11 protein-coding genes are annotated in these 12,925 nt (G+C 64.2%); 7 read left to right on the top strand and 4 right to left on the bottom strand.

Translation table 11 applies throughout. The features are described from left to right. The 3 genes from AC1DF3_RS24965 to AC1DF3_RS24975 form a co-directional block, all read right to left on the bottom strand. Positions 1-1,629, bottom strand: coding sequence for a 3-(methylthio)propionyl-CoA ligase (locus AC1DF3_RS24965; RefSeq protein ID WP_478141189.1), 1,629 nt, complete (start codon positions 1,627-1,629; stop codon positions 1-3). A 23-nt stretch (positions 1,630-1,652) separates the two neighbouring features. Further along, complete coding sequence (locus tag AC1DF3_RS24970) at positions 1,653-2,645, bottom strand: tripartite tricarboxylate transporter substrate binding protein (RefSeq protein ID WP_478141190.1); 993 nt, start codon at positions 2,643-2,645, stop codon at positions 1,653-1,655. Positions 2,646-3,057: 412 nt separating this feature from the next. Further along, positions 3,058-4,311, bottom strand: coding sequence for an acyl-CoA dehydrogenase family protein (locus AC1DF3_RS24975; protein ID WP_286537682.1), 1,254 nt, complete (start codon positions 4,309-4,311; stop codon positions 3,058-3,060). A 123-nt stretch (positions 4,312-4,434) separates the two neighbouring features. On the opposite strand from AC1DF3_RS24975, the gene AC1DF3_RS24980 reads away from it, so the two are divergent. The 7 genes from AC1DF3_RS24980 (at position 4,435) to dctA (ending at position 11,944) form a co-directional block, all read left to right on the top strand. Continuing rightward, the gene (locus AC1DF3_RS24980) at positions 4,435-5,424 is read left to right on the top strand and encodes a GlxA family transcriptional regulator (protein WP_478141191.1); all 990 of its coding nucleotides are present in this window, start codon (positions 4,435-4,437) and stop codon (positions 5,422-5,424) included. Positions 5,425-5,766: 342 nt separating this feature from the next. Beyond that, positions 5,767-6,120: a hypothetical protein gene (locus AC1DF3_RS24985; RefSeq protein WP_478141192.1), complete on the top strand. Its 354-nt coding sequence runs from the start codon at positions 5,767-5,769 to the stop codon at positions 6,118-6,120. 93 nt (positions 6,121-6,213) lie between these two features. Beyond that, complete coding sequence (locus AC1DF3_RS24990; RefSeq protein ID WP_478141193.1) at positions 6,214-7,074, top strand: HTD2 family dehydratase; 861 nt, start codon at positions 6,214-6,216, stop codon at positions 7,072-7,074. Between the two features lie 31 nt (positions 7,075-7,105). Beyond that, complete coding sequence (locus tag AC1DF3_RS24995) at positions 7,106-8,296, top strand: CaiB/BaiF CoA transferase family protein (protein ID WP_478141194.1); 1,191 nt, start codon at positions 7,106-7,108, stop codon at positions 8,294-8,296. Between the two features lie 10 nt (positions 8,297-8,306). Next, the gene (locus AC1DF3_RS25000) at positions 8,307-9,137 is read left to right on the top strand and encodes an HpcH/HpaI aldolase/citrate lyase family protein (protein ID WP_478141195.1); all 831 of its coding nucleotides are present in this window, start codon (positions 8,307-8,309) and stop codon (positions 9,135-9,137) included. A gap of 45 nt (positions 9,138-9,182) precedes the next feature. Next, positions 9,183-10,529 carry a class-II fumarase/aspartase family protein gene (locus AC1DF3_RS25005; protein ID WP_478141196.1) on the top strand — a complete coding sequence of 449 codons (1,347 nt, stop codon included), beginning with the start codon at positions 9,183-9,185 and terminating at the stop codon, positions 10,527-10,529. An 80-nt stretch (positions 10,530-10,609) separates the two neighbouring features. Beyond that, positions 10,610-11,944 (top strand): C4-dicarboxylate transporter DctA, encoded by a 1,335-nt coding sequence (gene dctA / locus AC1DF3_RS25010; protein WP_478141197.1) that lies wholly within the window; start codon positions 10,610-10,612, stop codon positions 11,942-11,944. 41 nt (positions 11,945-11,985) lie between these two features. On the opposite strand, the gene AC1DF3_RS25015 is transcribed toward dctA, so the two are convergent. Then, positions 11,986-12,915 (bottom strand): LysR family transcriptional regulator, encoded by a 930-nt coding sequence (locus AC1DF3_RS25015; protein ID WP_286537673.1) that lies wholly within the window; start codon positions 12,913-12,915, stop codon positions 11,986-11,988. Positions 12,916-12,925: the final 10 nt, after the last annotated feature.

Genomic DNA, 12,925 nt, shown 5'->3' on the forward strand with positions numbered 1-12,925 from the left:
TCAGGCGGTCGGCAGCTTGTGATCTTTGAACTGCTCGCGAAGGCGGTGCTTGAGCATCTTGCCGGTCGCGCCGAGCGGAATCGTGTCGCTGAAGACCACGTCGTCGGGGGTCCACCACTTGGCGATCTTGCCGTCATAGAAGGCGATCAGTTCCTCGCGCGTGACTTCGACACCGGGCTTCTTCACCACCACCAGCAACGGCCGCTCGTCCCACTTCGGATGGAATGCAGCAATGCACGCGGCCATGCCCACGGCAGGATGCGCCATCGCGATGTTCTCCAGGTCGATCGAACCGATCCATTCGCCGCCCGACTTGATGACGTCCTTGGCGCGGTCCGTGATCTGCATGAAGCCGTCGGCATCAATGACCGCTACATCGCCAGTCGGGAACCAGCCGTCCACCAACGGATTGCCGCCGGCACCCTTGAAATAGCTGGCGATGATCCAAGGGCCGCGCACCAGCAGCTCGCCCGAGGTCTTGCCGTCCCAGGGCAGCTCGTTGCCGTCGGCATCGACGATCTTGAGGTCCACGCCAAACACCGCGCGACCTTGCTTGGACTGGACGGCGAGCCGTTCCTCACTGCCCAGCGCCTGTTGCGCCGGCTTGAGCGTGCAGACAGTGCCCAGCGGACTCACCTCGGTCATACCCCAGGCGTGCAACACCTGCACGTCGTAGCGTTCCTGGAAGGCGCGCATCATCGCCGGGGGGCAGGCCGAGCCGCCGATCACGGTGCGGCGCATGGTGCTGAACGCCAGGTCGTTGGACTCGACGTGCGCGAGCAGGCCCTGCCAGACGGTGGGTACGCCGGCAGACATCGTCACTTTCTCCGCCTCGAACAGTTCATACAGACTCTTGCCGTCGAGATACGGTCCCGGGTAAACGAGCTTGGCGCCGACCGCGCAACCGACATACGGCAAGCCCCAGGCGTTGACGTGGAACATCGGCACCACCGGCAGGATGGAGTCGCGCGCCGAGCAGTTCAGCGCATCGGGCAGCGCCGCCGCGTAGGTATGCAGCAATGTCGAGCGATGGCTGTAGAGCACGCCCTTGGGATTGCCGGTGGTGCCCGAGGTGTAGCACAGCGAACTGGCGCTGTTCTCGTCGAAGACCGGCCACTCGAAGCGGTCGCTCGCGTCGGCCAGCAGTTCCTCGTAGCACAGCAGGTTGGGCACTTTGGTGGACGACGGCATATGCGCGCGGTCAGTCAAGGCAACAAAGGCCTTGATCGTCTTCACGCGCGAGGCGATCGCCTCGACGATTGGCAGAAAGGTGAGGTCGAAGAACAGCACCTGGTCTTCGGCATGGTCGGCGATCCAGACCACCTGGTCGGGGTGCAGGCGCGGATTGAGCGTGTGCAGAACCGCACCGGAGCCTGAGACGCCGTAGTAGAGTTCCATGTGGCGGTAGCCGTTCCATGCCATCGTAGCGACGCGGTCTCCGAACTCGACGCCGCGCTGCGCCAGTGCATTGGCCACGCGGCGCGCGCGCCCCGCCAGTTCACGGTAAGTGGTGCGATGGATGTCGCCTTCGACACGGCGCGAGACGATCTCCTGTTCGCCGTGATGGCGTTCGGCATGCGTCAGCAGGGTCGAGATCAGCAGCGTTTGCTGCATCATCAGTCCGTTCATGATGTGTGTTCCTTGATCCGTGCTCATTCAGGCTGGAAGCCGATGTCCTTGAGATTGGCCGCGTGCTTGTCGGAGGCCACGCGAAGCGACTTCGACAACTCGTCCGTGCTGAGCGGCTGACCCATCTCCTGGCCGAGTTCGTTGAAGCGCTCGATCACCTTCGGTTGCTGCAGGACCTTCAGCGTGGCCTCGCGGACCTTGACTTGCACATCGGCCGGCACGTCTGGCGTGGTCCACAGGCCCATCCAGGCGATGTCGCCAATCTTCGGGTAGCCGAGTTCCGCGAACGTAGGCACGTCAGGCAGCGCAGCCAAACGCTTGGGCGCACCGACAGCGAAGGCCTTCAGCTTGCCCGCCTTGATCAGCGGGATCGAGGTCGCAGGACCGTCGAACATCAACGCCACATGGCCGCCCATCACATCCTGGAGCGCAGGCGGTGAGCCCTTGTAGCCGACATGGGTCATGTCCAGGCCGGCCAGCTTGTTCAGCTCCTGCCCCATGGTGTGGGACATAGAGCCAGAACTGTAAGAGGCATAGCTCACCTTGCCCGGATTGGCCTTCACGTAGGCGATGAGTTCCTTCAGATTCGATGCCGCGAGCGCCGGGCTGCCGACAAGCACAAGGCCCGTCCGCGAAAGCTGGGCCAAGGGCTTGACCTCCTTGAACATGTCGACGCGAGATTTCGCGACATGCGGAATTTCGCTGACCAAGCCATTGACGCCGACCATGAAGGTGTGGCCGTCGTGCGGTGATTGCAGCAGGTCTTGGGTGCCGATCGCGCCCATGGCGCCGGCCTTGTTGTCGACGATCACGGGCTGCCCCAGTAGCGGCGTCAGACCTTCTGCCAATGTGCGCGCGACCATGTCGGCAGTGCCGCCCGCTGGCGCTCCGACGACCAGTCGGACCGGCTTGCTGGGCCAGGCCTGGGCAAGCGCCGCAGGCATTGCGGCCAGCAGGGAAGCGCTTGCGAGAGCGCCGAGCAGCGCACGACGCAGGGGGTTGATTGGTTGCTTCATTGTGTGTCTCCGGAGGTTGATGTGGGGGTGAGTCGCTCAGATGTGTGAGGCGGAGAAGCTACGTTCACCTCTGCACCTGGTCGAGGCCTCATTGTTCCGAGTCGAGGATTCGTCGATTGACCGAAGATGACACGCATTTAACCGATGAGGACAGCTGGTGCTGGCCATGAGGCTGCTTGTGTTGGTCAGGCGTGATCAGAGCGGCAGCTCGCGGATGCAAAAAGGGCGTCTCGGGGACTGCAAGCGGGTGCGCCGAGACTCCAGTACCAACCTTCGTTGATCATCGGAGACGTAGGGGATATGCCAGCCTACAAAGGGCTCCAGCACACCCAGGCCCGGATGGCCGCCGACTTCAGAGCTGCGCTGAAGGACCGAGGCTCGGGATGGGCATGAATGATGAGCGCCTTCATGTCTAGCCCGTGATGTCCTTGCCGAAGATGGCGCGCGCGATCACCAGCTTCTGTATTTCGTTGGTGCCTTCATAGATCTCGGCGATCTTGCAATCGCGGTAGATTTCCTCCACCCGATAGTGCGAGCCATCGGCGGCCAGCTCCGACATGAATCCGTAGCCGCCGAAAATCTGGACTCCGTCGCGAGCGAATTCGGCCGCGAGGTTGGTGGCGTACCACTTCGCCATGGCCGCCTCGGGTTCCGGAAAGGCCTCGCCGGCATCCATGCGCAGCGCCGCCTTCAAGTAGAGGTTGCGCGCGTTCTCGATCTCCGTGGCGCGCTCGGCCAGCTTGAATTGCCAGTGCTGGAACTGTGCGATCGCCTTGCCGAATGCCCGACGCGTTTTCAGCCGCTCGACGCAGTGATCGAAGGTTGCCTGCGCCATGCCGACGCCGCTGGCCGCGATGCCGATGCGGCCGTAGGTCAATGTCTGCAGTGCGATCTTCAGGCCGCCGCCCACTGCGCCGACGACGTTTTCCGCGGGAACATGGACATTGTCGAAAAAGATGTCCGCGGTGAGCTGGCCGTGGTTGCCCATCTTCCGGTCCGGCTTGCCTACGTGCACGCCCGGTGCGTCCAGGTCGATGATGATCTCTGTCATGCGTCCTTCCTCGGCGCACAACAGGACGACGAAGTCGGCGACCGGCGCATTCGTGATGAAGCGCTTGCGGCCGTTGACCACGTAGTCCCTGCCCTCGCGCTTCGCGAAGGTCTGCATCGTCTTGATGCTGAGATCCGTGCTGGCGTCCGGCTCGGTGGTTGCAAAGCTGCCGATCTTCTCGCCAGCCAGAAGTGGGGCAAGGTAGCGCTGCTGCAGAGCGGGCGACGCATGCTCCAACGCGTGCCCGGCCAGGATGCAATGTACGTCTACGATGGCCGCGACAGAGTTCGAGTGGTAGGCCAGCTCTTCGATGAGCGCCGCGGTCGCGCAGGCCGGGTACTTCAGTCCGCGTCCGCCGACTTCGGCGCCGAAGGGGATGCGAAAGAGTCCGGCATCGGCCATTTTGCGGAAAAGGGCGCGCGGAAAATTCTCCACCGACTCTTCGCGATGCCCGATCTCCCAAGCCGCCGGTGCCACGTGTTCGTCGGCGAAACGGCGGACCTCGTCGCGAACGGCCTTGGTCTCCTCGGGCGTGAGCAGGTCGTGATACAGCTTCGGCTGGTGGCGCTCGGGCGCCTGCGGGCTCGTTGCAATGGTGTTGTCTCTGGCGTTCATGTCTCGTATTTCCTTTGGCTGGTGGAGCGTGCTTGCCCCGTTGATGCGAGTCCCAGTCTAGGTTTCGGTGCATTCGGGGTACATTGGCGAAACTGACGCTTTCTGTGCGAAATACGACAGACCATGCCGCGCGCCGCAATCCTTGCTTTCGATGGCTGCTACGCCTCCAGCCTGGGCGGCTTCGCCGACATCCTGCAAGTGGCGAACTCGCATCTGCGCAGACAGCAGGGTGCCTCTGCCGCTCTGTTCGAATGGCGTTTCGTGTCGCTCAGAGGCGAGCCCATCGCGGCGAGCAACGGCCTGCAACTGCAGACCCACAAGATCGGCGCGCGCGAACACTACGACCTCGTCTTCATCCCGAGCCTGCATTACGCGGGCCACCGGAAGTTTGATCTGTTGTTGAAGGCCCAGCCCGCCACCTGTGCATGGCTCACGTCGCAGTGGAGTCGCGGCGCGTGGCTRGCCGCCAACTGCACCGGTACGTTCATCCTCGCCCAGACCGGTCTCCTGGACGACCGCATCGCCACCACGACCTGGTGGCTCGAGCGGCAGTTCCGCACACGCTTCCCACGCGTTGAGTTGCAGATGCAGCCGGTGCTGACGGAAGTCGACCGTTTGCTCTGCGCGGGCGCTTCGGCGTCCTATCTTCTACAGGCGATTCGGGTCGTCGAGAGATTCTGCGGACCGCCGATTGCGTCGCAATGCGCCAAGAGCATGCTGATCGACGTTAGCCAGACGACCCAGACGCCGTACCTGCCGTTGCTGGCGGACATCGCCCACACCGACGCAGTGGTTCACCGAGCACAGCACTGGTTGCAAAGGAACATGTCCGGGTCCGTCCGCATGTCCGAACTCGCTGCCGAGTTGGCAGTGAGCGAAAGGACGTTGATCCGGCGTTTCAACGCGGTGCTCGATCAATCGCCCCTGACCTATCTGCAGCATCTGAGGATCGAGGCGGCACGCGCGCTCCTGGAAGCCAGTGATCAGGGGGTCGATCAGATCGCCCTGCAGGTGGGGTACAACGATGGGAGCTCCTTTTCAAGATTGTTTCGTGCGCGCATGGGCCTCAGTCCCGGCGCATACCGGAGCCGTTACCAGTCCAGATGGCGTTGAAACCAACGAACCCTTCGAAGGTTGAGGGCTCGACGAGCAAAAGTTGCACGCCTTTTTGGCCAAACGCTCCGTGCGCCATCCGGCGCCGCCCGGATTTGCGGGTGAACCTGTTCGTGCGCTGAAAGCGGTCACTAGCGGAGGACGGCTCCTGGCCGGCAACTCCAGTTCGAGGTCCAAACCCGAACGCGTGCTTCAGACTGGTTGCGGCTCTTCGGCCCGAAGCGGTAGTAGGCATCTCGAGATTGAGCGCCCGCTACCTAACATTCCACTGTCGAGCAGTCACGAGGCCGCGAGCAGCGCCATACGCCCTGCTTTGAGCGGCTGAAGCCCGGGGGGTTCTACGTGATCGTAGACCACGCCGCCGCCGTCGGCGCAGGCACGAGCGACGCTCGGTCGCTGCATCGGATTGAGCCGGTATCCGTTCGCGAGGAGGTGGAGGCGGCCGGCTTCGTACTGGACGCGGAAAGCACCTTGCTCGCGGACAGGGACGATACGCACTCGATCAAGGTGTTCGACCCCTCGATCAAGGGCGAGATCGATCGGGTTCCGGCGCCGCCTTCGAGTCGACCTCCTCGTTGGGTGCAAGCAACCCCGTCGAGGACTCTGCTTTCGGTCCTGAAGTTCGCGTTGGATAAGTTCGTCTTGCCTGCTGGTTCATCGGGGGCGAGCCGTTTATTGCGCCGCGTGCATCAATAGGAACAAACATTGCAATTCCGCTAACGTAGCCTGCGTCGCACACTTGCTCCCCAGAACTGCTGCCGCTTGGTGCAGTCAGCAAAGGAGACAAGATTGGACGCACAGAAAGATCAGCTGCAATCGTGGGTAGGGCGCAGCGAGAGAATCGAAGACAGCATCAACCCCACCCCCGTGGTCGCACTGACCGCGACCCTGGACCATCCCGCGGCGCCCGTAGTTGCGGGCACCACGCTTCCCCCACTTTGGCATTGGTTGTACTTCCTGCCGATGCATCGGCAGAGCGAAATCGGCGCCGACGGCCATGCCAAGCGTGGCGGCTTCCTTCCGCCGGTACCCCTGCCTCGGCGCATGTGGGCCGGCAGCCAGTTCGAGTTCCGCTCCCCGATCCGCGTGGGGGACCGTGTTGTGCGCACCTCGACCATCGATGACGTCACGACGAAGGAAGGCCGCACCGGCAAGCTCGTATTCGTGAAGGTGCGTCACGAGGTGCGCTGCAACGAGGCGGCTGAGCCGGCACTGGTCGAGTTCCACGACATCGTCTATCGCGAAGCACAGGGCCCGGACGATGTCGTGCCACCACCTCAATCCGCACCATCCGACGCCGCCTGGCGCCGCGAGATCGTGCCGGACGACGTGCTGCTGTTTCGCTACTCGGCGCTCACTTTCAATGGCCACCGCATCCACTACGACCGCCAGTACGTGACGCAGGTCGAGGGCTATCCGGGGCTGGTCGTGCACGGTCCGCTGATCGCGACACTGCTGATGGACCTCCTGCGGCGCCAGTTGCCCGAAGCCGAGGTGGCGAGCTTTCGCTTCAAGGCGGTCCGCCCGACCTTCGACCTGAACGCCTTCCATGTCAACGGCCGACCCGAGGCCGACGGCAAGACGATCCGTCTCTGGGCCTCGGACCACGAGGGTTGGCTGACGATGGACGCGACCGCAGTATTGCGCTGACCCCCACCCACACCATCGAGAGAGACAACTCATGCAGCCACTCAAGGGCATCACCGTCGTCACGCTGGAGCACGCGATTGCCGCGCCCTTCGCCACCCGCCAATTGGCCGACCTGGGCGCCCGCGTCATCAAGATCGAGCGCCCCGGCTCGGGCGACTTCGCCCGCGGCTACGACGAACGCGTACGCGGACTGGCGTCGCACTTCGTCTGGACCAACCGTTCCAAGGAAAGCCTCACGCTCGACGTGAAGCACCCCGAGGCAGCGGCGATTCTCGAGCGCCTGGTCATGGAGAAGGCCGACGTCGTCGTGCAGAATCTGGCACCCGGCGCTGCAACGCGCCTCGGCCTGGGCTACGACAAGCTGTCCGGCGCCAAGCCAGGCTTGATCGTCTGCGATATTTCTGGGTACGGGGACGACCCGCACCATCCGGGTCCGTACCGCGACAAGAAAGCCTACGACCTCCTGATCCAGAGCGAGGCCGGCTTTGTCTCCGTCACAGGCACGCCCGAAGAGCCCTGCAAGGCGGGCCCCTCGATCGCGGACATCGCCGCCGGAATGTACGCGTACAGCAGCATCCTTGCGGCGCTGCTGCAGCGCGGCCAGACCGGCAAGGGGCAACGCATCGACATCTCGATGCTGGAGTCGCTGGCCGAATGGACCAGCTACCCGCTCTACTACGCGTTCGAGGGAGCCGAGCCGCCGCCGCGAACCGGCGCCAGCCACGCGACGATCTATCCCTACGGCCCGTTCCCGGCCGGCGACGGCACCACCGTGATGCTGGGCCTGCAGAACGAGCGCGAATGGGTCAGCTTCTGTGACAACGTACTGGAGCAGCCCGATCTCGCGAAGGATCCGCGTTTCACCGCCAACTTCAAGCGCGTGGCGGAGCGCACAGCGTTGCGCAAGATCATCTTGGATGCCTTTAAGCCGCTGACTGGCACGCAGGTGGTGGAGCGACTCGAGCGCGCTCAGATCGCCAATGCCCAGGTCAACACGATGAAGGAGGTCTGGGCACATCCGCAGCTCAAGGCGCGAGGGCGCTGGACCGAAGTCGGGACCGCCGTGGGGCCGGTGCCCGCCATGCTGCCGCCCGGCACCTGGGATACCGGCCCCCGGATGGACCCGGTGCCTGCGCTCGGCGAACACACGGACGCGATCCTGGCCGAACTCGGCTACAGCGCGGCCGAGATCGCCGGGCTTCACACATCCAAAGCCGTCTGAGGTCGCCGTCATGCCCGCCGAACTGCTGCCGCCTGCACGCACCTACCTGTTCGTGCCGGGAACGCGCCCGGAACGTTTCGACAAGGCGCTGGCCAGCGGCGCCGACAAGGTCGTTCTCGACCTCGAGGACGCCGTGGCTGCCGACGACAAGGCCACTGCACGCAGCGTTGTCACGGGATGGCTGCAAAGCGCAACGCCCGCAGGCCGATCGCGCATCGTCGTGCGCATCAATGATGCCAACTCGTCCTGGTTTGCCGCAGACCTTGCGGCCTTCGGCGACGCGCATGGGATCGGCGTGCTCTTGCCCAAGGCCGAGTCCGCTGAGCAGATCGCCGAGACGCAAGTCGCATTGCCCGGCGCCAGCATCCTCGCTCTCATTGAAAGCGCACGTGGTGTGTCGGAAGCGAACCGCATCGCGGCCGCCGGTGCGCAACGCCTGGTGTTCGGCACGCTGGATTTCGCACTCGACCTCGACATGGACATCACGACGGACGCCTCCGGCCTTGGCTATGCCGCCAGCCGCATCGCGATCGCTTCGCGCCTGGCGGGCCTGCCGGCACCCGTCGGAGGCGTCACGCCCCAACTCGACGACGAAGCACGTCTGCTGTCGGACCTTGCCGATGCGCGCAGGCTTGGCTTCGGCGCCAAGCTGTGTATCCACCCACGCCAGGTACAGCCGATCCACGCCGCGCTGCGTCCAAGCGCAGAGGCACTGGACTGGGCCCAGCGTGTCCTGGTTGCCGATGCGTCATCGCCTGGCGCCGCCCGGCTCGACGGCCGCATGGTCGACCGGCCCGTGGTGCTGCAGGCGCAACGCACGCTGGCCCTGGCCCGCGACTGACTGACCCCGTTCACCAACTCCCACCGCAGAAAGAGACAACCTATCATGGCCTCCACCATCATCGATTCACGCATCTTCGGCGACATGTTCAGCGACGCGCGCATGCGCGACGTCTGGTCTGACGAGAACCGCACCGCCAAGTACCTGGACATCGAGCGCGCCCTCGCGAAAGTCCAGGGCGAACTCGGCATCATCCCGAAGGAAGCGGCGGACGAAATCGTGCGCAACTGCAATCTGTCGCAGATCGACTGGGCCAAGCTGAAGGCCAAGACCGAGCAGATCGGCTATCCCATCATTGCCGTGGTCAACCAGATCAATGCGAACTGCCGGGACAAGCTCGGCGAATACTGCCACTGGGGCGCGACGACACAGGACATTACCGATACGGCCGCCGTGCTGCAGATGCGCGAAGGTCTTGCCTTGGTCGAGCAGGATCTGAACGAGATCGGCGATGCGCTCGCCGCGCTGGCGAAGAAGTACCGAGACACGCCCGTCATCGGCCGCTCCAACCTGCAGCAGGCCACGCCGATCACCTTCGGCTACAAGATGGCGAGCATCCTGGCCGGCATCGACCGACACCGTGAGCGCCTCCAGCAGCTCAAGCCGCGCGTCCTGATGGGCGAGTTCGGCGGCGCTTCGGGCACCTTGTCCTCGTTGGAGAAGGGCGCGATGGAAACCCAGGCCGGACTGATGAAGGAACTGGGCCTGGCCCAGCCGCTGATCTCGTGGCACACGGTGCGCGACACCATCGCCGAGGTCGGTGCCTTCCTCGGGCTGGTCGGGGGCTCGCTCGGCAAGATCGCAATGGACGTCAAGCTGATGATGCAGACCGAAGTCGCCGAGGTCTTCGAGCCGTTCGCGCCGGGCCGGGGTTCGTCGTCGACCATGCCGCAAAAGCGCAATCCGATCTCCTGCCTCTACATCCACGCCAACATCTCCGTGGCGCGCCAGCATGCCGCTGCGCTGATGGATGCGATGGTGGCCGACCACGAGCGCTCGACCGGGCCCTGGGAAATCGAGTGGGTGTCGCTTCCCGAGATCTTCTGCCTGATGTCGGGTGCGCTGAAGCAGACCAAGTTCATCCTCAAGGGCCTGGAGGTCGATGCCACCCGCATGCGGGCCAACATCGACATCACCAACGGGCTGGTGATGTCCGAGGCCGTCATGATGGGCCTGGGCCCGTACATCGGCCGTGAATATGCCCACGACCTGGTGTATGACCTGTGTCGCCAGGCGCTCGCCGACAACCGGCCGCTGGTCGAGATCCTGGTCGACCACCCGGAGGTCAACAAGCATGTCACGCGGGCCCAACTCGATGCGATGTGCGACCCGGCCAACAACCTGGGCCAAGCCGGCGTCATGGTCGATCGCGTGCTCGCGGCGCGCCGCTGAGTCATACCCCGCCATTCACCACCGACCAAACCGGCACAGACCGGTACGCATCTGTGCGACCTGAATCTGGAGACAACATCGTGAACATCCGAAGACTATTGAAGCTGCTCTACGTACAGGTCCTGATCGGCCTGATCCTCGGCATCACCGTGGGCCACTACTGGCCCGAGTTCGGCGCCGCCCTCAAGCCGCTCGGCGACGGTTTCGTCAAGCTGGTCAAGATGATGATCGCGCCGGTGGTGTTCTGCACCATCGTGAGCGGCATCACCTCCCTGGGCGACTCCAAGGAGATCGGCAAGACCCTGCTCAAGGCGATGGGACTTTTCTATGCCCTGACGATTCTGGCTCTCATCACCGGCCTGGTCACCGTCTTGCTGATTCAGCCGGGCGCCGGCATGCACATCGATCCGAAGAACCTCGACGCCTCCGTGGCGACCCGCTTCGCGAATCAGGTGCATATCCACGGCTTCACCGACTTCGTGATGCACATCATCCCGAATGCGTTCGTGGGCGCCTTCGCTGAAGGCGAGGTGTTGCCGGTGCTGCTGCTCGCGGTGCTTTGCGGGTTCGGCCTGACCAAGATCGGGACAGCCGCCAAGCCGGTGCTCGAGGGCATCGAAGGCTTCTCGCACATGCTCTTCGCGGCCTTCGGCATCATCATGCGGCTGGCGCCGATCGGTGCATTCGGCGCGATGGCGTTCACCGTCGGGCGCTACGGCATCAAGTCGATCGGATCTCTCGGGCTGCTCATCGGTACTTTCTATATTGCCTGCATCTTCTTTGTCGTCGTGGTGCTCGGGGTGCTGTCGCGTCTTCACGGTTTCAAGCTGTGGCAGCTGATGCGATACATCAAGGAAGAGTTGCTGGTCGTGCTCGGCACCTCATCCAGCGAACCCGTCCTCCCCCGTCTCCTGCTCAAGCTCGAACGGCTGGGCTGCAAGAAGGGCGTGGTCGGGCTGGTGCTTCCGACAGGCTATTCGTTCAACCTCGACGGCACGGCCATCTACCTCACGCTGGCGTCGATGTTCATCGCCCAGGCCTGCGACATCCATCTGTCGTGGCTCCAGATCGGCTCGATGCTGGGCATCATGCTGCTCACTTCCAAGGGCGCTGCGGGGGTGACGGGCAGCGGCTTCGTCGCCTTGGTGGCCACGCTCACGGTCATGCCTGATCTTCCAGTGGCCGGCGTGGCGCTGATTGTCGGAATCGATCGCTTCATGTCCGAGGCTCGGGCGCTCACCAGCACCATCAGCAACGCCGTGGCCTGTATCGTGGTCTCCATCTGGGAAAACGCTTGCGACCGGGACGTCCTGAAGCGCGAACTGGCGGCGAACTATGCGAACACCGAGCACGAGCTCGAGGAGGGGTCCGGAGACCTGCAACTGCCGCTCGGCCACACCGGCCCGGCGCACTGAAGCCGAGGCGTCGGACTTCGGGCTGCGCCCGCTTCAGGCTTTCAATCCACCGCGCGGCGGCCATCCGGCTTGCCGCGCTTTGCTTTCATTTCGGAGAAAAACGCGTAGAGCTGCTGCGCGGCCGGGGAAAGTGTCCGCCCCTTGCGACGGATAAGCCCAATCTTGCGGGTGATCACCGGGTCGTAGAGCGGAACACTCACCAGCAGCGGATGGTCCGCATCCGGCATCGCGATCGACGGCACCGCCGCCACGCCCAGGCCCGCCTCCACCAGTCCGAGCATCGTCGTGACGTGCTGGGTCTCGTAGATGCTCTGCGGACGCCCGGCCAGGCCCGAAAGCGCCTGGTCCAGCAGCAGCCGGTTCCCCGAGGCCTTGCTGACCGAGATGTAGTCGTACTGCGCCAGTTCGGTCCAGCTCACCCGCCGCTTCCTGGCGAGCGGATGGTCACGCCTGCAAGCCGCGACGAAGCGCTCCTCCAGCAGGGGCTTGAATTCGATGTCCGGCTCCTTCCCGCCGACGAAGTTGAGCCCGAAGTCGGCCTCACCGCGTGACACAGCCGACAGGACCTCGTTGGCGCTGGCGTCGAACACCCTCACCCGGATCTTCGGGTAGCGCTCGTGGTAGCGCGAGATGACCTGCGACAGGAAGTAGTAGACGGTCGACGGCACGCAGGCGATCGTCACCTCGCCCATGCGCGTTGCCGCCACACCGCGGATGCCCAGCAACGTGTGATCGAGGTCGTCCAGGAGCTGCTGCACCTTGCGATCGAAGTCTCGGCCGACCGAAGTCAGGCTCACACGGCGGGTGGTGCGGTCGAGCAGCCGCACGCCCAGCGCCTCTTCGAGCTTCTCGATGCGTCGGCTGAAGGCCGGCTGCGACACATGCAGCGCCTCGGCTGCCTTGCGAAAACTGTTGAGCTCGGCCACCGCCCGGAAGGCCTGCAGATCGTTCAGATTGAAGTTGATGGCCATGGCGCATGGG

This window comes from Variovorax sp. 10N432 (assembly GCF_056394465.1).

What these genes read in the sequence shown, in the direction of transcription:
- AC1DF3_RS24965 (WP_478141189.1), bottom strand. Translation starts at nt 1,629, where the DNA reads ATGAACGGACTGATGATGCAGCAAACGCTGCTGATCTCGACCCTGCTG.
- AC1DF3_RS24970 (WP_478141190.1), bottom strand. Translation starts at nt 2,645, where the DNA reads ATGAAGCAACCAATCAACCCCCTGCGTCGTGCGCTGCTCGGCGCTCTC.
- AC1DF3_RS24975 (WP_286537682.1), bottom strand. Translation starts at nt 4,311, where the DNA reads ATGAACGCCAGAGACAACACCATTGCAACGAGCCCGCAGGCGCCCGAG.
- AC1DF3_RS24995 (WP_478141194.1), top strand. Translation starts at nt 7,106, where the DNA reads ATGCAGCCACTCAAGGGCATCACCGTCGTCACGCTGGAGCACGCGATT.
- AC1DF3_RS25000 (WP_478141195.1), top strand. Translation starts at nt 8,307, where the DNA reads ATGCCCGCCGAACTGCTGCCGCCTGCACGCACCTACCTGTTCGTGCCG.
- AC1DF3_RS25005 (WP_478141196.1), top strand. Translation starts at nt 9,183, where the DNA reads ATGGCCTCCACCATCATCGATTCACGCATCTTCGGCGACATGTTCAGC.
- AC1DF3_RS25015 (WP_286537673.1), bottom strand. Translation starts at nt 12,915, where the DNA reads ATGGCCATCAACTTCAATCTGAACGATCTGCAGGCCTTCCGGGCGGTG.